The following is a 21,317-nucleotide window of genomic DNA, read 5'->3' as shown; positions in this document are numbered from 1 at the left end:
ACCGCCCGCGGTCGTGGGGACGAACCGAGGACCGTAGCTGTCCGCAAGGGCTGCGAGACTCGGGCCATGTTGGAGACCTCGGCACGTCTGCTCCGCCTGCTCTCGCTGCTGCAGGCCCACCGGGAGTGGTCCGGCGCGGAGCTCGCCGGCCGGCTCGATGTCACCCCGCGTACGGTGCGCCGGGACATCGACCGGCTGCGCGAGCTGGGCTACCCCGTCCACTCCGCGCCCGGGACGGCCGGCGGCTACCGGCTCGGCGCCGGCGCCGAGCTCCCGCCGCTGCTGTTGGACGACGAGGAGGCGGTGGCGGTCGCGGTCGGGCTGCGGACCGCCGCGGCAGGGGGCGTCGAGGGCATCGAGGAGGCCTCCGTACGCGCGCTGGCGAAGCTGGAGCAGGTGCTGCCGCACCGGCTGCAGCGCCAGGTCGGTGCGCTGAACGCCTTCACCGTCCCGCTGCTCGGCAGCGGCGGTCCCCGGGTGGACCCGAACCTCCTCACCGAACTCGCGCACGCCTGCCGGGACTGCCACCGGCTCCGCTTCGACTACACCGCGCACGACGGCACGGTCTCCCGCCGCACCGTGGAACCGCACCGCCTGGTCTGCGCCCGGCACCGCTGGTACCTCGTCGCCTGGGACGCGGACCGCGCGGACTGGCGCACCTACCGGGCCGACCGCCTCACCCTCACCCCGCCGCACGGGCCGCGCTTCACGCCCCGCACACCGCCGGCCCAGGATCTCGCCGCGTATGTCTCCCGGGGCATCTCCACCCATGCGTACGCACAGCAGGCCACCGTGCTGCTGCACGTCCCGCTGGAGCAGGCCGCGGAGCGCATCGGCCCGGCCGCCGGGACGCTCGAAGCCGTCGACGACCAGTCCTGTCTGCTGCGTACCGGGGCGCACAGCCTGGAGGTGATGGTGTTCCACATCGTGCTGACGGGCTTCGACTTCGAGGTCCGTGAGCCGCCGGAACTGCTCGACCGCATTCGGGAGGTCAGGGACCGGCTCTCCCGGGCACTGGCGGCACCGGCGTCGGCTGCTTCCCCACCTCCGGGTGGTGCAGATCGAACGCGGGGGACTCGGAGCGGATCTTCGGGAGGGTGGTGAAGTTGTGCCGGGGCGGCGGCGAGGAGGTCGCCCACTCCAGGGAGCGGCCGAAGCCCCAGGGGTCGTCCATCGAGACCTTGGTGCCGTAGCGCATGGTCTTCCAGACGTTGTAGAGGAACGGCAGCGTGGACAGGCCGAGCAGGAAGGAGCCCACGGTGGAGAGGGTGTTCAGGGCCGTGAAGCCGTCGGCGGCCAGATAGTCGGCATAGCGCCGCGGCATGCCCTCCACGCCCAGCCAGTGCTGGACGAGGAAGGTGGTGTGGAAGCCGATGAACAGTGTCCAGAAGTGGATCTTTCCCAGCCGCTCGTCGAGCAACTTGCCGGTGAATTTCGGCCACCAGAAGTAGAAGCCCGCGTACGTGGCGAAGACGACCGTCCCGAAGACGACGTAGTGGAAGTGGCCGACGACGAAGTACGAGTCGGTGACATGGAAGTCCATCGGCGGTGAGGCGAGGATGACGCCGGTCAGCCCGCCGAACAGAAAGCTCACCAGGAACCCGATCGACCAGAGCATCGGCGTCTCGAAGGACACCGAACCGTGCCACATGGTGCCGATCCAGTTGAAGAACTTCACCCCGGTCGGCGCCGCGATCAGGAACGACATGATGGAGAAGAAGGGCAGCAGCACCGCCCCCGTCACGAACATGTGGTGCGCCCAGACCATCACCGACAGGGCCGTGATGGCCATCGTCGCGCCGATCAGCATGACGTAGCCGAAGATCGGCTTGCGGGAGAAGACCGGGATGATCTCCGTGATGATGCCGAAGAACGGCAGCGCGATGATGTAGACCTCGGGATGGCCGAAGAACCAGAACATGTGCTGCCACAGCAGCGCACCACCCCACTGCGCCTCGAACACCACCGCCCCGAACTGCCGGTCCGCCTCCAGCACCAGCAGCGCCGCCGCCAGGACGGGGAACGCCATCAGCACCAGGATCGAGGTGAAGAGGATGTTCCAGGTGAACACCGGCATCCGGAACATCGTCATCCCTGGCGCCCGCAGCACGATGATCGTGGTGATGAAGTTGACGGCGCCGAGGATGGTGCCGAAGCCGGCCAGCGCCAGCCCCATGATCCACATATCGGCGCCGACGCCGGGGGAGCGGACCATCGAGTTCAGCGGGGCGTACGCCGTCCATCCGAAGGCCGGGCCGCCGAACGGGGTGAGGAAGCTGCCCAGCACGATCAGGCCGCCGAAGAGGAACAGCCAGTACGAGAACATGTTCAGCCGCGGGAAGGCCACATCGGGCGAGCCGATCTGCAGCGGCATGATCTCGTTCGCGAAGCCGGCGAAGGCGGGGGTGGCGAACAGCAGCAGCATGATCGTGCCATGCATGGTCAGCGCCTGGTTGAACTGTTCCGCGTCGATGATCTGCAGCCCGGGGCGGGCCAGTTCGGCGCGCATCACCATCGCCAGCAGACCGCCCACCAGGAAGAATCCGAACGCGGTGATCAGGTAGAGATGCCCGATCTTCTTGTGGTCGGTGGTCGTCAGCCAGTCGACGAGCACCGACCCGCGGCTCTGCGCCCTGAGGGGACGGACGTCCGCCCGGTCGGTGTCCGTAACCATCCGCTGCACCTCGTTCGTCGAAGGTGTACTGGGGCCCGGGACATGATGCTCGCGCGGGGGGCACAGAGCGAGGTGGCGCTCCGGTCCGTTCCGGTGGCATCGGACGGGCCGGCGGACGGGGCCGGCGCACGGGGCCGGGGAGGGCGCGGGACCGGCTAGCGGGGCGATGTGCGGGAAATGTGTGCGGAGTGTGTCTCGTTGGACAATTCCCGGACGGCCGATAAAGGACGTCCGGTAAGGGGAATCCGGGGCTTTCGGGGGATTGTTTTCGGACGGCTTGTCGCGTGGCGCCGAGTTGACCGCGCCCGTTTTGTATTTGATCAAGGTGGAATTCCGGCTGTTTAATTTTCCACCCGGTTGCGCCGTCACACGGCGCGTAAGGGTGACATAGGTTCCGGCAAACGCCGGAGCGTTCGCTGTGACACAAGTGTGACCAATGCCGGACCGGAAAGTCACCGAGGCGTGCGAGGGCCGGGCTTCCGCGGGCCGTCGCGGGCGCCTACGGTGGCTGTCATGGCTGACGTACCGAACCTTCCGGACAACCCTCAGGACGACATCGAGGCGTATGTCGGCCTTGCTCAGCAGGACGCCGAAGAGCAGGCCAGGGGGCGTGGCTGGACCACCGTCCGCTCGCTGCCCCCGGGCGCGATCATCACCATGGAGTACCTGGCCGGCCGGCTCAATTTCGAGGTCAAGGACGGCACGGTGCACCGCACCTGGCAGGGCTGAGCGCCGCACATACGACGAAGGCCCCGGCCGCTCCATCGGGAGCGGCCGGGGCCTTCGCTGCGGGGGTGGGGTGTGCGTACCGGCCCCGCGGCTCGTGGAGCGCTCAGCCGCTCGCGTTGCGGCCGCGCCCGGAGGTCGGGCTCAGCGGTGTGGTGCGCGGAACACGGTCCGCGTGCGGCGGTCGCCGGCTGCCCGCAGGGGTGACCGGGGCGCGCTCCGAACGGATGGTGTACGGGCGCGGTGGGTGGTGCGGCCAGCCGTCCGGGGTGTGGGCGGCGGACCGGCCGCCGGTACCCGCGGAGATCGTCTCGCGGACCAGCACCTCGCCGTCGGGGGCGATGCGCTGCCGGGACACCCCGGGAGCCAGCGAGCCGACCGGCAGCGGGCCGCGCAGCGAATCGGGGCGCAGTCGCAGCCACAGCCGCAGCAGGACGCCCATGAGGCGGTCCTCGAACCAGGTGACGCCCGGCTCCAGCCACGGCATCGCCAGCAGCACCAGCAGCCCCGCTGCCCAGCCGAGCAGCACATCGCTGACCCAGTGGGTGCCGAGGTAGACGGTGGTCATGCCGACGCCCAGCGCGCCCAGCGCGGCGATCACCGACAGCGTGCGGCGGCGCAGCGAGGTGGTCGCCAGGTAGGCCAGCACGCCCCAGGTGACCACGGCGTTCGCGGTGTGGCCCGACGGGAATATGTCGCCCCCGAGCCACATCTCGTTGGCGCCGACCACGGTCGCGTAGTGCGGGCCGAGCCGGCCCATGCCGAGCTTGGCGGCGCCCACGGTGATGTTCAGCAGCAGCAGCGAGGCGCCGAGCACCAGCAGCGGGTGGAGGTTGCGCTGGCGCCAGCAGCGCCAGCCCAGCCAGGCAGCCACGGCCACCGCGGTCGGTCCGCGCTGCCCCAGTACAACGAAGTAGTCGAGGAAGGCATGGATCTCAGGCCATTGCTTGTAGGGCCTGAAGAACATGACTTGCCAGTCGAAGGTGACCAGCCATGAAGTGGCCAGCACTCCTGCCACGATCGCGAGGTACACCGCCAGCGTGCCCCCGAACAGCCATAGGCGGGTCCGGGTCATGCGGGGCGGTCGGACGCGATCGGTCGGGCGCTGCTCCTCCATCTGGTCGAGCTTGTCATCGGTACGCACTCAATCGACGTTACCGCGTGTGATGTAGGTGCTTGGTCAAACTGTGCGCTTTGTAATGACGATGTGATGTGGAATGCGTCTCAAACGAGGCTTCGCCGCAGGGATTTGGAAGGGAATTCGCGGCGATTCTCAATCCCTTCCCGGGATCCGCGTGTCGTCACCCCGAGCGCCTTATCTGCTTTTCTCCGGCAGAGTTTATCCGTCCTTTGCCCGGGGGTCGTGCGAAGTTTCCCTGGAGCGCCGGTGACGGAAAGGGATCATTCGGTCACGGGGAGTCTCCGGGCGTCACGGCGGCCCCGAACCGTTCAGCCAGAACGCCCCGTACGCCGCGGAGCCCGCCGCCACCAGGCCGATGACCAGCCAGGACCGGACCGGGCGCCACCGTGCGAGCCCCACCGCCGGCGGCAGCAGCAGCGGATAGGCCGGCAGCATCAGCCGCGGCTTGGACCCGAAGTAGCCCTTGGCGGTCAGCGCGAGCAGCAGCACCGTCCCGCCGTAGACCGCCAGCGGCACCGGCTGGCCCTGCCGGACGCCGTGCACGTACAGCCAGATCACCAGCCCGACGCCGATGAGCAGCCCGAGTCCGGCCGCGAACGCGGGCCCCGACAGCTGGTGCCAGACGAAGGTGCCGAACCCGATTCCCCCGTCGAAGCCGTTGCGCCAGCCCGCCTGGACGTCGAGATAGCCGGTGAACGAGCCCTGCCGCGCCGCCACCCACAGGAAGTAGCCGCACCAGCCGAGCGGGGCGAGCAGTACACCGGGCAGCATGCCCGGCTGGGCGCGCAGTGCCGCGCGCCCCCGTACGCCGCCGGCCCGCCGGCGCCACAGCGTCACCGCCGCGGTGATCCACACGGCCGCGACCACCGCCGCACCCACCGGCCGGGTCAGCCCGGCCAGCGAGGCCAGCGCCCCCGCCCACCCCCAGCGCCCGGTCAGCACGGCGTACATCCCCCAGGCCGCGAACGCGGTGAACAGCGACTCCGAGTACGCCATCGACTGCACGATGCCGACCGGCAGCGCGGCCCACAGCGCCGCCAGGGCGATCCCGGCCCGCGGCCCGTGCAGCCGCTCGCCGGTCGCGTAGAGCGCCCAGGCCGCGGCCAGCGACGCCAGCCAGGCCACCACCATCCCGGCGTCGGCCGGCGACAGTGGCGAGAGGGCCGACAGCCCGCGCTCCAGCCACGGCAGCAGCGGGAAGAACGCCAGGTTGGAGTGCACATCGCCGTTGGGCAGCTGCACGGTGTAGCCATAGCCCTGCTCCGCGACCCGGGTGTACCAGAGCGCGTCCCAGCGGGCGGTCAGCAGCGTGTGCCAGTCCTTGCCGTTGACCGCGGACCAGGCCGCGAGGACGACGAGCCCCAGCAGCCGGATCGCGGCGAAGGCCGCCAGCGCGGGCGCGGCCCGGCGCAGCGCGGCCCGTACGGCGGGGACGTCGCACAGCGGCCGGCCGGGAACGGCAGCGGAGGCAAGATCGTTCATCCGGACGATTATCCAGGTGGCCGAGGAACGATTGCCGACGGCGGGGTGGGGAACGGACGGCGCTGCGATGAGCGTCTCATCGTGAGGTGAGCCACGCGGCACCCTGTCGGACTCGCGTAGTCTGACGTCCCTACTCGCTTGTGCCGCCGGTTCCCCCGGGGCGCTTTCGCGCCCTGATCCGTGGCCGCGAGGGCATGACTGGAGGTGCTGCATGTCCGGGACGACCGCGTCCGGCAGTGGACGGACGGCTGGTGTTCCCCGGCTTTCAGGCGGCGGTGCGAACCGCTGGACCGTGCTGATCGTGCTCTGCGTCAGCCTGCTCTTCGTCGCGCTGGACACCACGATCCTGTACGTCGCCGTGCCCTCCGTCACCGAGGACCTGCGGCCGGGCCCGGTGGAGCTCCTCTGGATCGTCGACGTCTACCCGCTGATCGCGGCGTCGCTGCTGATCCTCTTCGGCACCCTCGGCGACCGTGTCGGCCGCCGGCGCATCCTCCTTCTCGGCTATGGCCTCTTCGGCTTGGCCTCGGCCGCCGCCGCGCTCGCGCCCAACCCGCAGATCCTGATGGTGGCGCGCGCCCTGCTCGGCATCGGCGGCGCCATGATCATGCCGGCGACGCTGTCGATCCTGCGGCAGGTCTTCCCCGACCGGCGCGAGCGCGCGGTCGCCATCGGCGTGTGGAGCGCGGTGGCCGCGGTCGGCGCCGCGGTCGGTCCGGTCCTCGGCGGCTTCCTGGTCGAGAACTTCTGGTGGGGCTCGGTCTTCCTCATCAACATCCCGATGATGGCCGCGATGCTGCTGATAGGCCGGTGGCTGCTGCCGGAGTCGCGCGGTGAGCGCAACGGCCCCTGGGACGTGATCGGCGCGATCGTCGCGGCGCTCGGTGTGCTGGGCATCGTCCTCGGCGTCAAGCGGATCGGCAGCGGTGCGCCCGTCTGGGGCCTGACCACGCTCCTGCCCATCGCCCTCGGCGTCCTGCTGCTGATCCTGTTCGTACGCCGCCAGCGCCGGCGCAAGCACCCGCTGATCGACATGCGGCTGTTCGCCAGGCCCGCCTTCGGTACCTCCGTCGGCTGCATCGTGCTGGCCATGCTCGCCCTGGTGGGCCTGCAGCTGATCGCCGTCCAGTACCTCCAGCTCGTCCTCGGGCTGAGCCCGCTGGAGACCGGTCTGCGGATGCTGCCGCTGGTCTTCGCCGCGATGGCCGCCGGTCTGACCGGCTCGAAGATGCTGCAGGCGCTCGGCCCGCGCGCCATGGTGTCCCTCGGCTTCGTGCTGACCGCCGTCGCGGTGCTCTGTCTGACCGCGATGAGCAGCCAGGACCGCGCCTGGCTGCTGTCCCTGGGCTTCGTCCTGCTCGGCTTCGGCTTCCAGTCCACGCTGTTCGGGGCGTACGAGTCGATGCTCAGCGAGGCTCCCGCCGAGCAGTCGGGCGGCGCCGCCGCGATCGGGGAGACCTCCTACCAGCTCGGGGCCGGTATCGGTGTCGCCCTGCTCGGCAGCGTCATGAATGCCGCCTACGCCCCGGGCCTGGCCCATGTCGACGGTGTTCCCAAGCGGGTCTCCGCCTCGGCCGCGCACTCCCTCGGTGAGGCCTACAAGGTGGCCGCCCCTCTGGGCGAGACGGCCAAGGCCGCGCTGCGTGAGACCGCCCGGGAGTCCTTCGTCCGCGGGCTGCACATCACCCTCGTCGCCAGCGCCGTGCTGCTGCTGGTCGGTGCGGGGATCGCGCTGCGGCTGCCGCGCCGGGCGGCGGACTCCACGGAGCGGGCGGAGGCGGACGGGGAGCCTGCTCCGGGCGACGGTGCGGCCGGCGCCGGCCTCGGCAACGGGGAGCCCGCCCCGGCGAGCTCCGGCCGCTGACCGGCGTTTCTCCTCTTCCGCGGCCGCCCCGCCGCGCGGCGGTGACCCTTGCCGCGCGGCACCGCGGGCCGTACCGTCGGGAGCGAAATAACTACCACTGCTAGTTTTTCGCGAGCGCTGAACCCGCCGGAGGCCCGCCATGTCCGCAAAGCCGTCCTCAGAGTCCTCGACGGTCCCGCCGTTCGACCCCAGCGACCCCCTGGGCCTCGACGATCTGCTGACCGACGAGGACCGCGCCGTCCGCGACACCGTCCGCGGGTGGGCCGCCGACCGTGTCCTGCCGCAGATCGCCGACTGGTACGAGCGCGGCGAACTGCCCGGCATCCGTGAACTCGCCCGCGAGCTGGGCTCCCTCGGTGCGCTCGGGATGTCCCTGACCGGCTACGGCTGCGCGGGCGCCTCCGCCGTCCAGTACGGCCTGGCCTGCCTGGAGCTGGAGGCCGCCGACTCCGGTATCCGCTCGCTGGTCTCCGTCCAGGGCTCGCTCGCCATGTATGCGATCTGGCGCTTCGGCTCCGAGGAGCAGAAGCAGCAGTGGCTGCCCGGGATGGCGGCCGGCGAGATCATCGGCTGCTTCGGCCTGACCGAGCCCGACCACGGCTCCGACCCCGCGGCGATGCGGACGTACGCCAAGCGCGACGGCGGGGACTGGGTGCTCAACGGGCGCAAGATGTGGATCACCAATGGCTCGGTGGCCGGAGTCGCGGTGGTCTGGGCCCGTACCGACGACGGCATCCGCGGCTTCGTGGTCCCCACCGACACCCCGGGGTTCTCGGCCCCCGAGATCAAGCACAAGTGGTCCCTGCGGGCCTCGGTGACCAGCGAACTCGTCATGGACGACGTACGGCTGCCGGCCGACGCGGTGCTCCCCGAGGCCACCGGACTGCGCGGCCCGCTCGGCTGTCTCAGCCACGCCCGCTACGGCATCGTCTGGGGCTCCATGGGGGCCGCCCGTGCCAGTTTCGAGGCGGCGCTGGACTACGCGAAGACGCGCGAGCAGTTCGGCAAGCCCATCGGCGGCTTCCAGCTCACCCAGGCCAAGCTCGCCGACATGGCCGTCGAACTGCACAAGGGGATCCTGCTGGCCCATCATCTGGGGCGGCGGATGGACGCGGGGCGGCTGCGCCCCGAGCAGATCAGCTTCGGCAAGCTGAACAACGTACGGGAGGCGATCGAGATCTGCCGCACGTCGCGGACGATCCTCGGCGCCAACGGGATCTCGCTGGAGTACCCGGTCATGCGGCATGCGACCAACCTGGAATCGGTGCTCACCTACGAGGGCACCGTCGAGATGCACCAGCTGGTGCTCGGCAAGGCGCTCACCGGTCTGGACGCCTTCCGGTGAGCGGCCTCGCCCGTTGACGCAGGGCGCTGCATGATCCGGGGGCCCGCACACCGGCGGCTGCCGCCGCGGGCCCCCGGACCCCCGGCCGGAAACACGCGGGTCGCGCTCAACTCTGGTTGAAGAAGCCGCCGTTGCGGTGGGCGCGGGCCTCGCCGCTGACGACCTTGTAGTCGGCGGGGGTCAGCAGGAACACCCGGGTGGCGACCCGCTCGATGGAACCGCGCAGACCGAACGTCAGACCGGCCGCGAAGTCCACCACCCGCTTGGCGTCGGAGGACTCCATGGAGGTCAGATTGACGATCACCGGGACACCGTCCCGGAAGAGCTCGCCGATGCCGCGGGCGTCCCGGAAGCTCTCCGGGGTGACCGTGGCGATACGAGTGCCCTGGTCCTGGGCGGTCTCGTCGGCCACCCGGACCCGGGGGTCGGTGACCCAGGGGCTGTCGCCCGAGTCACCGGCATCGGGTCCCTCGGCGTAGTCGTCGTCGTAGTAGCGCTCGTCATCACTGTCGTCGACGAGGCCAAGCCAGGCGCTCGCCTTGCGCACCGATCCCATTGACGCCTCCTCTCACCCGCGGTGTCTGTGTGTGTACCCCTATCGTCGTCCATCAGGCCGACAGTGTGCCAAGTGGATAGCCGCCGCACGGGGGGTTCGTGACACATCTGGTGCAAAGAGGGTGGCGCGTCATCACCTTATGCGCCCCGTAAGGAAACTGACAGTATGAAGAACGCCACGGTCGGTACCTGACCGTCCGTCGACGGAAAGCGGTCACCGGAAGGCGGACCTGACCCGGGGGTCGGTTCGTGCGCGGGACCAGGGCAGCTGCCCCACCGTCCCACGGCCCCGGGTCAGTGGATCTCCGGCGGACTGATCCGCGAGGTCGTGATCGCCGAGGGGCCGGTGCCCCACTTCTTCAGGATTCGCCCGTAGGTGCCGTTCTTCTTCAGCCGGTTGACCGCGGCCCGGAAGGCGGGCGCCAGCGGGGTGCCCTTGGCGAACGCGAAGCCGACGTCCAGTCGCTTGAACTCATTGAGGAACCGCAGGCCCGGCTGCCTGCGCACGGCGTAGCGCAGCCCGTTGATGGTGCTCATCACGACATCGGTGCGGCCCTGCTGGAGCGAGATCCACAGTGCGCCCTGCTCGGCATAGGTCTTGACGTCGTAGGGCTTCTTGCCCGCCGCCGTGCACCGGTGCCGGTTCTCCTCCAGCGTCGCCTCGAAGGTGGTGCCCGCGCCGGTGGCGACCGTCAGCCCGCACAACTGCTCCAGCGAGTCGACCTTCTTCAGCGGGCTGTCCTTGCGGACCGCGAAGCCCTGGCCGTCGTTGATGTACGTCACGAAGTCGATGGTCTTGCGGCGCTCGTCGGTGACGCCGAAGTTGCCGGTACCCACGTCGTACTTGCCGCTGCCGAGAGCCGGCAGGATCGCCTCGAAGCTCGCCACCTCGCGGTCGATCCGCAGCCCGAGGACCTTGCCGACCGCGTCCGCGAAGTCGATGTCCTGGCCGGCCAGGGTCTTGCCGTCGGCCAGATAGGTCGCGCCGGGCGGGGTGCCGACGCTGGTGGCGAGGGAGAGGCTGCCGCGCGCGCGGACGTCCGCGGGGAGCAGTTTCGCCGCGGCCGGGTCCTTCCTGACGTCCGAGACCACATCCGTGGTGGGGAGCTTGGCGTCGGCGGCCGACGGGCCCGCGGCACCGGCAGCGCCCGACGGGCCGCCCGAGCCGCAGGCGGTGAGGGCCAGGGCCGCGGCGGCCAGGAGCGCGGCGGTGCGCAGTGCGGTGGTGCGGGGGGTGAGGGTCATGGGCGCGGGACCTCCAGGTGCTTTTCGAACGGCAGCGGGCCGATCGACTCCGGGGCGGCGGACAGGTCGAACAGGGGCCGGTAACCCGCCGCCAGATAGAGGCCCTTGGCCTCGGGCTGGCGGGGGCCGGTGGTCAGGAAGACGCGGGTGTAGCCGCGGCCCGCGGCGTCCCGCTCCAGGGCGTCGAGGACCCGCCGGGCCAGCCCGCGCCTGCGGTGCGCGGAGTGCGTCCAGATCCTTTTGAACTCCGCGGTGCGCGCGTCATAGCGGCGGTACGCACCCCCGGCCACCGGGCTGCCGTCCTCCAGGAGCAGCAGGAACGCACCCCCTGGCGGGGCGAACTCCGCTGCCGGGTACTCCAGGCTCAGATCGACGGGTTTCTCGTACCGGGTGCTGTATTCGTGGGCGAGTTCGTCCAGCAGGGGACGGGCGAGCGGATCGTTGACCGTGGTGTGCCGGATCGTCGGACGGGTGGTTCGCGGCTGACCGGGTGGGGCGGTCACCGGGCCGCCTCCGGGACCGGCCGCGGCACCGGCGCCGTGGGGGCGGACGGCCACGGGAGCGCGTCGGGCAGTTCGTCACGCAGCTGCGGCAGCACCTCGGCGGCGGTCAGCCGCAGGACCTCGGCCTTGCGGGGGAAGGGCAGTCCGGCGCTGTCCACGGAGAAGAACTGCAGTGCATGGCCGTAGGCGGCGTGCTGCCCACGGATCTTGTCGGCGATCCGTCCGGGCGAGCCGACCAGGGCCGGGCCGTGGTCCGCGGCCTCGTCCAAGGAGCGGAAGGGTGTGTTGTTGCCCGGTACGTCGCGGGCGGCGACGGCCGCTTCGTAGTAGGGCGCGAACTCCCGGCGGGCGGTGCGGTCATCGGCCGCGGCATAGAGCGTGCCGCCCGAACCGACCAGCGCCGCCGAGGGATCGTGTCCGTAGTCCGCCCAGCGGGCGCGGTAGCGGTCGATCAGCTTGGCGTAATTGGCCACCGGCTGGATGACGTTGGCGGCGAGGACCGGGTCGCCCCACAGGGCGGCCAGCTCCACCGAGCGTTCGCTGGTGGCGCTTCCGTGCCAGACGGTGGGCGGCTGCTGGTGCGGGCGGGGGAGTGTGGTCGCGCCGTCGAGCGGCGGCCGGAAGTCGCCCGACCAGGTGACCTGCTCCTCGCTCCACAGCCTGCGCAGCAGCTCGTAGTTCTCCTCCTGCAACGCGTACTGGTCATCCGGCTCCCGGGCGAAGAGCCGCCAGGGCTCGGGGGCGTTGCCCTTGCCGATGGTCAGCTCCAGCCGCCCGCCGGAGAGCTGGTCCACGGTGGCGTAGTCCTCGGCGACCCGTACGGGGTCGAGGGTGGACAGCACGGTGACGGTGGTGAAGAGCCGGATGCGGTGCGTGCGGGCGGCGATCGCGCCCAGTACCGCGGGCGGTGAGCTGGACAGGAACGGCGCTCCGTGCCGCTCCCCGACGCCGAAGGCATCGAACCCCAACTCCTCTGCCAGAACAGCGAGTTCAATGACCTCCTGGAGGCGGTCGTGCGGGGTGAGGAGGCGCCCGGACAGCGCGTCCGGGACGTTGTCGATCAAAGTCATGACGCCGAAGCGCATACTGCGCCCTTCTTGGAGCACGCCGAAGGAACAACAAGACAGGAAAAGGCGAAGGCGAACTGCGGGTGTGGCGAGGGGAGGGGTGCGCCGGACGGCGGCGCGAAGTGTGAAGGCGCGCGGTTGACGGAAGAGGAAGAACCGCGGAACGGCCCGGCCTTATCGGCGGCGGGCTTCAGGGCAGGGCGTCAGCTCAACAGGACGACGACCACACACGACCGAAGTCGATGTGGTCGCGGGTGACCAGCCGCTGCCAGAGATACATGCGACTAAGTGGAACAGGCATCCGTTTCCGCGTCAACCATGAAGTGATCCACGGCTCACAGTCCGGACGGCCTTGACAGCGAGGCGTGTTCACCCCATAGCCTCAAGGGCCGGTCGTGCTGAGGGGCACGGCCCGTTCCGCCTGTGTGAAGGCGCCCTCCACTCCCGTGCTCGCTCTCGGCATCCACGGAGCCTTCGCATGCCTTCCGACACCCTCGCCGCTCCCCCCGAATCCGCCGCGGCCCCGCCCGACGGCACACCCCGCACGGCCCCCCGGATCGTGCCCCGCCGCCGCACCGGCCAGTGGGCCGCGGCCGTCGTCGTCCTCGTCCTGCCGGCGCTGGCCGTCACCTCCGTCGTACGCAACGACGCCTTCCAGTGGGACGTGGTCGCCGACTACTTCCTGACCACCGCCGTCCTGCGCGGCCTGGGGCTCACCCTCTGGCTGACCGCGGCCGTCATGGCGCTGGGCTTCGTACTGGGCACCCTGCTCGCGACGATGCGGCTGTCCGCCAACCCCGTGCTGCGCGGCGTCAGCTGGGGGTACGTCTGGCTCTTCCGGTCGATGCCGGTCCTGGTGCAGCTGCTGTTCTGGTTCAACATCGGGGCGCTCTACCCGACGGTCCTCGGCATCAAGACCGTCAACCTGCTCGGCCCGGTCACCATCGCCGTGGTCGGCCTCACCCTGCACGAGGCCGCCTACGCCGCCGAGGTGGTCCGCGGCGGCATCCTCTCCGTCGACAAGGGCCAGCTGGAGGCCGCTCAGTCGCTGGGGCTCGGCGCCTGGCGGCGGCTGCGCCGCATCGTGCTGCCGCAGGCGATGCGCGCCATCGTGCCGCCGGCCGGCAACATGCTGATCGGCACCCTCAAGGGCACCTCCATCGTCAGCGTCATCGCGGTCCAGGACCTGCTCTACTCCGTCCAGCTGGTCTACCACCGCACCTACCAGGTCGTCCCGCTGCTGCTGGTCGCCACCCTGTGGTACGTCGTGGTCACCTCCGTGCTCGGCGTCGGCCAGTACTACCTGGAGCGGCACTACGCCCGCGGTACGGCCGGTGCCCGATGAGGCCGGACCTGGGTGCGCCGGCGCGGCCGTCCGTCGTGATCGTGGGGGCCGGGCCGCGCGGCACCGGACTGATCGAGCGGATCGCCGCCAACGCCCCTGAGCTTCTCGGCGACACGCGCCTCGACCTGCATCTCGTCGATCCCCATCCGCCCGGCGGCGGCCGTATCTGGCGCGCCGGACAGTCGCCGCTGCTGTGGATGAACTCCACGGCCGAGGACGTCACCATGTTCACCGACGAGAGCGTCGAACTGGACGGGCCGGTGCGGCCCGGCCCCTCGCTCGCCGAGTGGGCCCGCGCGGTGCGGGACGGTGAGATCTCCGTCGCTCCCGGACCGGCCGGCGGCGTCGCGGCGCTCGGGCCCCGCGACTTCGCCGGACGGCGGCTGCAGAGCGCCTATCTGAGCTGGGTGTACGAGCGGTCGGTGGCCGCGCTGCCGCCGGCCGTCGCCGTCCATGAGCACCGGCAGCGGGCGGTACGGGTCTCGGGCTCGCGCGACGGGCGGCAGCAGGTGCATCTGGCAGGCCGCAGCACACCGCTCCCCGCCGACCTCGTGGTGCTCACACTGGGGCATCTGGAGTCCGAACTCACCTCGGAACAGCGGGAGTTGACCGACTTCGCGAACCGGCACGATCTGACGTATCTGCCGCCGGCCTTCACCGCCGACAGCGAGCTGAGCGCACTGCGGCCCGGTGAGCCGGTGCTCGTCCGCGGCTTCGGGCTGGCCTTCGTCGATCTGATGGTGCTGCTGACCGAGGGCCGCGGCGGTACCTACACGACCGGCGCCGACGGGGAGCTCGTCTACCGGCCCTCGGGGCGCGAGCCCGTCCTGCACGTCGGGTCACGGCGCGGAGTGCCCTACCACTCCAAGATCGGCTATGAACCGGACGGCGAACGGCCGCCGCTGCCCCGCTTCTTCGGGCCCGCGCAGGTCGATGCGCTGCTCGCCCGGCCCGAGGGGTTCGACTTCCGGCTCGATGTCTGGCCCTTGATCGACAAGGAGCTGGGCTTCGCCCACTACCACCGGCTGTTCACCGCCCATCCCGGGCGCACCCGGATGAACTGGCCGGACTTCGAGGAGAAGTACGCCGCCGCCGACCCCGGCAGCGCCGCACTCCAGGCCCTGGTCGGCGCCGCGGTCCCGGACCCCGCCGACCGCCTGGACCTGGATGCCCTGGACCATCCGCTGGACGGCCTGCGCTACCCCGACACCGAGGCGCTGCAGGAGGGGCTGCGCGGCTATATCGAGGCCGACCTGGCCCGCCGTCACGACCCCCTGCACAGCCCCGACCTGGCGGTCTTCCTCGCGCTGCTGTCGGTCTACGGCCAGCTGGTGCGGATCGGCGACCACGGCCCCTGGTGGCACGGCTTCTTCAGCTACCTCGCCTCCGGCCCGCCCGGCCCCCGGCTGCGGCAGCTGCTCGCGCTGTCCCGGGCCGGGGTGGTCCGCTTCCTCGGCGCCGGCACCACCGTCACCGCCGAGGCGGGGCGCGGGGTGTTCCGTGCGCGAAGCACCAGTGTGCCGGGGGAGTCGGTCGAGGCTCGGGCGCTGGTGGAGGCGCGATTGCCGGCGGCGACCGTCGAGCACACCCGCGACGCCCTGCTGCGCGCCCTGTACGCCGACGGCGCGGCCACGACACCCACCGGGCTGCTGGCGGTGGCCGCCGCCGACGCCCGGATCCTGGACCGGACCGGCCGCCCGCACCCGCGCCGCTTCGCCCTCGGCCCGCACACCGACGCCCGCTCCGGCGGTGCCTTCGCCCGGCCCCGTACCAACGCACCCGCCTTCCGGCAGAACGACGCCACCGCGCGGGCGCTGCTCACCTTCCTGCGGGACCGGGCCGCCCCGCCCGTTCCCGTCACCGTCCCCGCCTCCGGCACCGCACCCACCCCCGAGGACTCCCATGCCGCTGACCTATGACCCACCCCTGGAACGGACCGCACCCGAGCGGGCCGGACCATCCCCTACGGACGACCCGGCGGCCCTGAAGGTCGTGCCCGTACGCCACCCCTGGCGCTGGGCCGCGATCGTGGTGACGGCGGTGCTGATCGCCCAGTTCGTGCACGGCCTGATCACCAACCCGGCATGGGAATGGGGGGTGTTCGCCCAGTTCTTCACCGCGGAGACGGTGCTCAAGGCGGTCTGGACCACCCTTCAGCTCACCGTCTACGGCACCGCCCTCGGCTTTGCGCTGGGCATCGTGCTGGCCTTCATGCGGCTGTCCGCGAGCCCCTTCCTGCGGTGGGTCGCCTTCGGCTACATCTGGGCCTTCCGCTCCATCCCGCTGATCGTCCAGCTGCTGTTCTGGTTCAACCTCGCCTATCTCTACAAGCGCCTGGACTTCGGTATCCCCTTCGGCCCCGGCTTCTTCCACTTCGACACCATGGGCCTGGTCGGTGCGATGGGCGCGGCGGTGCTCGGGCTGGCGCTGCACCAGGCCGCGTACGCAGCCGAGATCGTGCGCGGCGGGGTGCTCGCCGTGGACGGCGGACAGCTGGAGGCGGCCGCCGCGCTCGGCATCCCCCGGCTGCGGCAGCTGCGCCGGATCGTGCTGCCGCAGGCGGCCCGCTCGATCCTGCCGAACGCGACCAACGAGGTCATCTCCCTCTTCAAGGGCACCTCGATCGTCTCCGTCATGGCGATCGGCGAGCTCTTCTACCAGGTCCAGGTCACCTACGGACGGAACGGCAGGGTCGTGCCCCTGCTGATGGTCGCCACCGCCTGGTACATCCTCCTGACCACCGTGCTCTCCGTCCTCCAGCACTACGTCGAACGTCACTTCTCCAAGGGAGCCACCCGATGAGCGCGCAGGGCGCCATGGTCGACATCCGCTCGGTCCACAAGAGCTTCGGCTCGCTCGATGTGCTCAACGGGGTGGACCTCGAGGTCCGCACCGGCGAGGTCACCGTCGTCCTGGGACCGTCCGGCTCCGGCAAGTCCACCCTGCTGCGCACCATCAACCACCTGGAGAAGGTCGACAGCGGCTCGGTGAGCGTGGACGGCGCGCTGGTGGGCTACAAGCGGTCCGGGGACAAGCTCTACGAGCTGCGCGAACGCGAGATCCTCAAGCAGCGCACCGAGATCGGCTTCGTCTTCCAGAACTTCCACCTCTTCCCGCATCTGACCGTGCTGGAGAACATCACCGAGGCACCCGTCGCCGCGCTCCGGCGCCCGAAGAAGGACGCCGAGAAGACCGCGCGGGCGCTGCTCGCCCGGGTCGGGCTCGCCGGCAAGGCGGACGCCTATCCCAGGACGCTCTCCGGCGGCCAGCAGCAGCGCGTCGCCATCGCCCGTGCGCTCGCCCTGGAACCCAAGCTGCTGCTCTTCGACGAGCCGACCTCCGCGCTCGATCCGGAGCTGGTCGGCGAAGTCCTCGATGTCATCAAGGACTTGGCGCACCAGGGCACCACGATGATCGTCGTCACCCATGAGATCGGCTTCGCCCGCGAGGTGGCCGACACCGTCGTCTTCATGGACGACGGACGGATCGTCGAGCAGGGCCCGCCCGGCGAGGTCCTCGACCGTCCGCGCCATGAGCGCACCAAGTCCTTTCTCGCCAAGGTCCTTTGAACATGAGGAGTCATCCGTTGATCCGCCGCCGCACCCTGACCGCCGTCCTCGTGCTCGCCGCCGGCTCCGTGGCGCTCACCGCCTGCGGCGGCACCGCCGCGTCGGGCGGGAGCAGCGTGAATGCCGCCGCCGGAGGCCGGGGTCCGAAGATCAATATCGGTCCCGACCAGCACCGGATCCATGGCACCAAGGACCCGCGGAGCGCCGCGCTGGTGCCCGCCCGGGTCCGGAAGACCGGTGTGCTGCGGATCGGTGTGGGCGCCGAGTCCAGCCCGCCGCTGAGCTTCTACGCCACCGATGACAAGACCCTCATCGGTGTCGAGGAGGACATCGCCACCCTCGTCGCCGACACCCTCGGCCTCACCCCCCGCTTCGACCCGCTGTCCTGGGAGAACCTCTTCGTCGGCCTGGACAGCGGCAAGCTCGACGCGGTCTTCGCCAATGTCACGGTCACCGAGGAGCGCAAGGAGAAGTACGACTTCGCCACCTACCGGCTCGACCAGCTGGCCATGGAGGCCAAGAAGGGCAGCGGCTGGAAGGTGCGCGGCGCCAAGGACGTCGCGGGGAAGACCATCGCGGTGGGCACCGGCACCAACCAGGAGAAGATCCTGGTCGACTGGAGCAAGGAGAACGAGAAGGCCGGCCGCAAACCGGTCGACATCAAGTACTTCCAGAAGCCCTCCGACACCTACCTCGCGCTCCAGTCGGGGCGTATCGACGGCTACTTCGGCCCGAACCCCACCGCCGCGTACCACGTGAACACCGCGGGGCAGACGGAGATCACCGGAACCTTCTCCGGTGGCGGCGACCGCGTCCAGGGCAAGATCGCCGCCACCACCAAGAAGGACAGCGGCCTGGTCAAGGCCTATGCCGCCGCCCTGCGGAAGGTCATCGACAACGGCCGCTACGGCAAGGTGCTGGCGCGCTGGGGGCTGACCGGAGAGCACCTGAAGACCTCGCAGATCAACCCGCCCGGCCTGCCCAGGACCGCCGGCTGACCGGCGCCCGGCGCAGAAAGGAAGCCCCGCCCATGTCCCTGCCCCCACGCCCCCTGCATCTGGCCGTCGCGCTGGACGCCCCGCAACGCCCCGACGACCAGGCCCCCTACGACGCGGCGCACTTCGTGGCGCTCGCCCGGCTCGCCGAGCGCGGCACCCTCGACTTCGTCACCCTCGGCGACAGCTTCGCCCGCCCCGGACTCGACGCGCTCGCCGTACTGGCCCGGGTCGCGCCCGCCACCGAACAGATCGGTCTGGTGCCCACCGTCAGCACCACCCACACCGAGCCGTTCCATGTCTCCACCGCCGTCTCCACCCTGGACTGGGTCAGCCGCGGCCGGGCCGGCTGGTCCGTCCAGGTGTCCACCACCGAGGCCGAGGCCGCGCTCTTCGGCCGCCGGAGCGCGGCGCCGCCCGCCGAGGTCTGGCGCGAGGCCGGTGAGGTCGCCGATGTCGCCGCCCGGCTGTGGGACAGCTGGGAGGACGACGCGGAGATCCGCGACCGGGCGACCGGCCGCTTCATCGACCGGGACAAGCTCCACCGCGTCGACTTCACCGGCAGCTCCTTCTCCGTCCGCGGCCCCTCCATCGTGCCCCGGCCCCCGCAGGGCCGGCCGGTCATCGTCGTCGAGGTGAGCGCGGCGGGGGAGGACGCCGCGGCGCCGGCGGACCGGACCGCCGGGGAGGTGGCCGCCGCCCATGCCGATGTCGCGCTGGTCCGTGCGGAGGATCCGGGGACCGCCGGTGCCGTTCGCGCCGAACTGCGCGCCCGCGCCCGCGCACACGGCCGGGACCCCGACCGTCTGCTCGTCCTCGCCTCGCTGCCGGTCGGGCTGGACAGCCCGGCCGACGCCGTGGGGCTCGCCGACCTGATCGGCGACTGGCACGCCGACGGCGCCGCCTACGGCTTCCACCTGCGGCCCGCCGACCCGGCACGCGACCTCGCGCGGCTCGTCGACGGCACCGTCCCCGTGCTCCGGCACCGCGGCCTGCTGCGTCACTTCCACCCCGGTACCACGCTCCGCGAGCGCCTCGGACTGCCGCGCCCCGCCAACCGCTATGCCGCCCGAGAGGCCTCTTGATGTCCCCGACCGAACCGGACTCTCCGGCCCGCAAGCAGATCCATCTGGCCGCGCACTTCCCCGGCGTCAACAACACCACGGTCTGGGCGGACGCCCGGTCGGAGAGCCAGATCGCCTTCTCCTCCTTCGAGCATCTGGCCCGCACCGCCGAGCGCGGACTGTTCGACTTCTTCTTCCTGGCCGAGGGGCTGCGGCTGCGCGAGCACAAGGGCCGCATCCACGACCTCGACGTGGTCGGCCGGCCCGAGTCGCTCACCGTGCTCAATGCGCTGGCAGCCGTCACCGAGCGGCTGGGCCTGGCCGCCACGGTCAACGCCACCTTCAACGAACCGTATGAACTGGCCCGCCGGCTCGCTTCCCTCGACCACCTCAGCGGCGGCCGGGCGGCCTGGAACGTCGTCACCACCTCCGACGCCTTCACCGGCGAGAACTTCCGCCGCGGCGGCTACCTCGACCGTGCCGACCGCTACACCCGCGCCGCCGAATTCGTCGCCACGGCACGCGAGTTGTGGGACTCCTGGACGGACGACGGGCGGCCCCGTCCGGTCGACCACCACGGTGCGCACTTCACCGTCCGCGGGGAGTTCACCGTGCCGCGCAGCCCGCAGGGCCACCCCGTCGTCATCCAGGCGGGGGACTCGCCCGAAGGCCGGGAGTTCGCCGCGTCCGCCGCCGACATCATCTTCACCCGGCACAGCGGGCCGGAGGCAGGCCGCGCCTTCTACGCCGACGTCAAGGGCCGGCTCGCGGCGTACGGCCGGCAGCCCGGCGACCTCAAGATCATGCCGGGGGTCACCTTCGTCCTCGGCGACACCGCGGCCGAGGCCCAGGAGCACGCCGCCGAGATCCGCCGGCAGCAGGTCTCCCCGCAGAACGCGCTGCTGGCGGCGGAGCAGATCTGGGGCGTGGACCTGTCCTCGTACGACCCCGACGGGCCGCTCCCGGACATCGACCCGGACCCGGGCAGCGAGCTGGCGCAGGGCCGCGTCAGGATCGCCGATCCGAAGGCCGTGGCCGACAAGTGGCGGGCGCTGTCGCAGGCCAAGGGCCTGTCCCTGCGGGAGACGGTCATCGAGACCACCGGCCGGCAGTCGTTCATCGGCACACCGGAGGCCGTCGCGGCGGAGATGGACACCTTTGTGCAGACCGGCGCCGCCGACGGCTTCATCCTGGTGCCCCATCTGACCCCGGGTGGTCTGGACGCGTTCGTCGACCGGGTCGTACCGCTCCTCCAGGAGCGCGGTGTCCACCGCACCGAGTACTCCGGCACGACGCTGCGCTCCCACCTGGGGCTGCCGGAGCCCGCACACCCCGCAGCGAAGGGCCGACGGTCATGACCACCCCCGCCCACCGGGAAGGGCAGGACGGGCACACCGGGCGCCTGGCCACCGTGTCCCCGCCGTACGGCCGCTCGCCTGGGCCGGTACCCACCGGCCCGCCGGTGGCGGGCACGTTCCGGCCCGGCGAGGGCACCGGCCCCGACGGCGCACGGGTGGTGCACCGGCCGGGGTGTGGAACCGGACCGTCCGCTGATCCGTCCCAGCCCTGACCGAGGGGGTCAGCGCCGCCCCGGCAGCCGTCAACGAGGCTGCCGGGGCGGAGTGTTGCGGGCTCCGGCACGGTGACACTCGTGTATCCGGCACAAGTCTTTCGGGTGGCCCTCTTGCGCTGCGGGGGTGGTGCGCCCGAAACTCCGCTCAGCGCTTGTCAGGGGCACGCTG

General features: G+C 71.3%; 18 protein-coding genes. 11 read left to right on the top strand and 7 right to left on the bottom strand.

The window, feature by feature from the left end; translation table 11 throughout:
- The first annotated feature begins 66 nt into the window (after nt 1–66).
- Nucleotides 67–1,104, top strand: a complete 1,038-nt coding sequence (locus ACWGI6_RS20505; protein ID WP_453268834.1) for a helix-turn-helix transcriptional regulator — start codon at nt 67–69, stop codon at nt 1,102–1,104.
- On the opposite strand, the gene ctaD is transcribed toward ACWGI6_RS20505, so the two are convergent.
- On the bottom strand, nt 992–2,674 hold the full coding sequence (gene ctaD, locus ACWGI6_RS20500) for an aa3-type cytochrome oxidase subunit I (RefSeq protein ID WP_453268833.1): 1,683 nt from the start codon (nt 2,672–2,674) through the stop codon (nt 992–994). The genes ACWGI6_RS20505 and ctaD overlap by 113 nt on opposite strands.
- Nucleotides 2,675–3,187: 513 nt before the next feature.
- Between ctaD and ACWGI6_RS20495 the strand changes: the two genes are divergently transcribed.
- Complete coding sequence (locus tag ACWGI6_RS20495; protein WP_088796989.1) at nt 3,188–3,403, top strand: I78 family peptidase inhibitor; 216 nt, start codon at nt 3,188–3,190, stop codon at nt 3,401–3,403.
- 103 nt (nt 3,404–3,506) lie between these two features.
- Here ACWGI6_RS20495 and ACWGI6_RS20490 read toward each other — a convergent pair whose 3' ends face one another.
- The gene (locus ACWGI6_RS20490; RefSeq protein WP_453268832.1) at nt 3,507–4,544 is read right to left on the bottom strand and encodes a phosphatase PAP2 family protein; all 1,038 of its coding nucleotides are present in this window, start codon (nt 4,542–4,544) and stop codon (nt 3,507–3,509) included.
- A 285-nt stretch (nt 4,545–4,829) separates the two neighbouring features.
- On the bottom strand, nt 4,830–6,023 hold the full coding sequence (locus tag ACWGI6_RS20485; RefSeq protein ID WP_453268831.1) for a hypothetical protein: 1,194 nt from the start codon (nt 6,021–6,023) through the stop codon (nt 4,830–4,832).
- Nucleotides 6,024–6,234: 211 nt separating this feature from the next.
- On the opposite strand from ACWGI6_RS20485, the gene ACWGI6_RS20480 reads away from it, so the two are divergent.
- Nucleotides 6,235–7,887: an MFS transporter gene (locus ACWGI6_RS20480; protein ID WP_453268830.1), complete on the top strand. Its 1,653-nt coding sequence runs from the start codon at nt 6,235–6,237 to the stop codon at nt 7,885–7,887.
- A gap of 139 nt (nt 7,888–8,026) precedes the next feature.
- Nucleotides 8,027–9,232 carry an acyl-CoA dehydrogenase family protein gene (locus ACWGI6_RS20475; protein WP_453268829.1) on the top strand — a complete coding sequence of 402 codons (1,206 nt, stop codon included), beginning with the start codon at nt 8,027–8,029 and terminating at the stop codon, nt 9,230–9,232.
- A 106-nt stretch (nt 9,233–9,338) separates the two neighbouring features.
- Here the strand turns inward: ACWGI6_RS20475 and ACWGI6_RS20470 are convergent, their stop codons facing one another.
- From ACWGI6_RS20470 to ACWGI6_RS20455, 4 genes are all read right to left on the bottom strand, one after another.
- A complete protein-coding gene (locus ACWGI6_RS20470) occupies nt 9,339–9,788 on the bottom strand; it encodes a cell division protein SepF (protein ID WP_393907044.1) in 450 nt (149 codons plus the stop codon).
- Between the two features lie 293 nt (nt 9,789–10,081).
- Nucleotides 10,082–11,032 (bottom strand): ABC transporter substrate-binding protein, encoded by a 951-nt coding sequence (locus tag ACWGI6_RS20465; RefSeq protein WP_453268828.1) that lies wholly within the window; start codon nt 11,030–11,032, stop codon nt 10,082–10,084.
- Nucleotides 11,029–11,535: a GNAT family N-acetyltransferase gene (locus ACWGI6_RS20460; RefSeq protein WP_453268827.1), complete on the bottom strand. Its 507-nt coding sequence runs from the start codon at nt 11,533–11,535 to the stop codon at nt 11,029–11,031. Before ACWGI6_RS20460 ends, ACWGI6_RS20465 begins: the two co-directional genes overlap by 4 nt.
- Nucleotides 11,532–12,620 carry an LLM class flavin-dependent oxidoreductase gene (locus ACWGI6_RS20455; protein ID WP_453268826.1) on the bottom strand — a complete coding sequence of 363 codons (1,089 nt, stop codon included), beginning with the start codon at nt 12,618–12,620 and terminating at the stop codon, nt 11,532–11,534. Before ACWGI6_RS20455 ends, ACWGI6_RS20460 begins: the two co-directional genes overlap by 4 nt.
- Before the next feature lie 460 nt (nt 12,621–13,080).
- On the opposite strand from ACWGI6_RS20455, the gene ACWGI6_RS20450 reads away from it, so the two are divergent.
- The 7 genes from ACWGI6_RS20450 to ACWGI6_RS20420 are packed head-to-tail and all read left to right on the top strand — an operon-like array spanning nt 13,081 to nt 20,933.
- Nucleotides 13,081–13,947: an amino acid ABC transporter permease gene (locus tag ACWGI6_RS20450; RefSeq protein ID WP_453268825.1), complete on the top strand. Its 867-nt coding sequence runs from the start codon at nt 13,081–13,083 to the stop codon at nt 13,945–13,947.
- Entirely contained in the window at nt 13,944–15,866 is a 1,923-nt protein-coding gene (locus ACWGI6_RS20445) for an FAD/NAD(P)-binding protein (protein ID WP_453268824.1), read from the top strand. The genes ACWGI6_RS20450 and ACWGI6_RS20445 overlap by 4 nt, the downstream gene beginning before the upstream one ends.
- Nucleotides 15,850–16,749 carry an amino acid ABC transporter permease gene (locus ACWGI6_RS20440; protein ID WP_453268823.1) on the top strand — a complete coding sequence of 300 codons (900 nt, stop codon included), beginning with the start codon at nt 15,850–15,852 and terminating at the stop codon, nt 16,747–16,749. The genes ACWGI6_RS20445 and ACWGI6_RS20440 overlap by 17 nt, the downstream gene beginning before the upstream one ends.
- Nucleotides 16,746–17,516 carry an amino acid ABC transporter ATP-binding protein gene (locus ACWGI6_RS20435; protein ID WP_393907037.1) on the top strand — a complete coding sequence of 257 codons (771 nt, stop codon included), beginning with the start codon at nt 16,746–16,748 and terminating at the stop codon, nt 17,514–17,516. The genes ACWGI6_RS20440 and ACWGI6_RS20435 overlap by 4 nt, the downstream gene beginning before the upstream one ends.
- Nucleotides 17,517–17,518: 2 nt before the next feature.
- On the top strand, nt 17,519–18,514 hold the full coding sequence (locus ACWGI6_RS20430; RefSeq protein ID WP_453268822.1) for a transporter substrate-binding domain-containing protein: 996 nt from the start codon (nt 17,519–17,521) through the stop codon (nt 18,512–18,514).
- 32 nt (nt 18,515–18,546) lie between these two features.
- Nucleotides 18,547–19,596 (top strand): LLM class flavin-dependent oxidoreductase, encoded by a 1,050-nt coding sequence (locus ACWGI6_RS20425; protein WP_453268821.1) that lies wholly within the window; start codon nt 18,547–18,549, stop codon nt 19,594–19,596.
- Nucleotides 19,596–20,933 carry an NtaA/DmoA family FMN-dependent monooxygenase gene (locus tag ACWGI6_RS20420; protein ID WP_453268820.1) on the top strand — a complete coding sequence of 446 codons (1,338 nt, stop codon included), beginning with the start codon at nt 19,596–19,598 and terminating at the stop codon, nt 20,931–20,933. Before ACWGI6_RS20425 ends, ACWGI6_RS20420 begins: the two co-directional genes overlap by 1 nt.
- Nucleotides 20,934–21,317 lie beyond the last annotated feature (384 nt).

Source organism: Streptomyces sp. NPDC054786 (genome assembly GCF_053611685.1).
Note: the sequence above shows the minus strand (reverse complement) of the source record. Positions and strands in the feature narration are given on the sequence as shown.

What these genes read in the sequence shown, in the direction of transcription:
- ACWGI6_RS20505 (WP_453268834.1), top strand. Translation starts at nt 67, where the DNA reads ATGTTGGAGACCTCGGCACGTCTGCTCCGCCTGCTCTCGCTGCTGCAG.
- ctaD (WP_453268833.1), bottom strand. Translation starts at nt 2,674, where the DNA reads ATGGTTACGGACACCGACCGGGCGGACGTCCGTCCCCTCAGGGCGCAG.
- ACWGI6_RS20495 (WP_088796989.1), top strand. Translation starts at nt 3,188, where the DNA reads ATGGCTGACGTACCGAACCTTCCGGACAACCCTCAGGACGACATCGAG.
- ACWGI6_RS20485 (WP_453268831.1), bottom strand. Translation starts at nt 6,023, where the DNA reads ATGAACGATCTTGCCTCCGCTGCCGTTCCCGGCCGGCCGCTGTGCGAC.
- ACWGI6_RS20480 (WP_453268830.1), top strand. Translation starts at nt 6,235, where the DNA reads ATGTCCGGGACGACCGCGTCCGGCAGTGGACGGACGGCTGGTGTTCCC.
- ACWGI6_RS20475 (WP_453268829.1), top strand. Translation starts at nt 8,027, where the DNA reads ATGTCCGCAAAGCCGTCCTCAGAGTCCTCGACGGTCCCGCCGTTCGAC.
- ACWGI6_RS20470 (WP_393907044.1), bottom strand. Translation starts at nt 9,788, where the DNA reads ATGGGATCGGTGCGCAAGGCGAGCGCCTGGCTTGGCCTCGTCGACGAC.
- ACWGI6_RS20465 (WP_453268828.1), bottom strand. Translation starts at nt 11,032, where the DNA reads ATGACCCTCACCCCCCGCACCACCGCACTGCGCACCGCCGCGCTCCTG.
- ACWGI6_RS20455 (WP_453268826.1), bottom strand. Translation starts at nt 12,620, where the DNA reads ATGCGCTTCGGCGTCATGACTTTGATCGACAACGTCCCGGACGCGCTG.
- ACWGI6_RS20450 (WP_453268825.1), top strand. Translation starts at nt 13,081, where the DNA reads ATGCCTTCCGACACCCTCGCCGCTCCCCCCGAATCCGCCGCGGCCCCG.
- ACWGI6_RS20445 (WP_453268824.1), top strand. Translation starts at nt 13,944, where the DNA reads ATGAGGCCGGACCTGGGTGCGCCGGCGCGGCCGTCCGTCGTGATCGTG.
- ACWGI6_RS20440 (WP_453268823.1), top strand. Translation starts at nt 15,850, where the DNA reads ATGCCGCTGACCTATGACCCACCCCTGGAACGGACCGCACCCGAGCGG.
- ACWGI6_RS20435 (WP_393907037.1), top strand. Translation starts at nt 16,746, where the DNA reads ATGAGCGCGCAGGGCGCCATGGTCGACATCCGCTCGGTCCACAAGAGC.
- ACWGI6_RS20430 (WP_453268822.1), top strand. Translation starts at nt 17,519, where the DNA reads ATGAGGAGTCATCCGTTGATCCGCCGCCGCACCCTGACCGCCGTCCTC.
- ACWGI6_RS20425 (WP_453268821.1), top strand. Translation starts at nt 18,547, where the DNA reads ATGTCCCTGCCCCCACGCCCCCTGCATCTGGCCGTCGCGCTGGACGCC.
- ACWGI6_RS20420 (WP_453268820.1), top strand. Translation starts at nt 19,596, where the DNA reads ATGTCCCCGACCGAACCGGACTCTCCGGCCCGCAAGCAGATCCATCTG.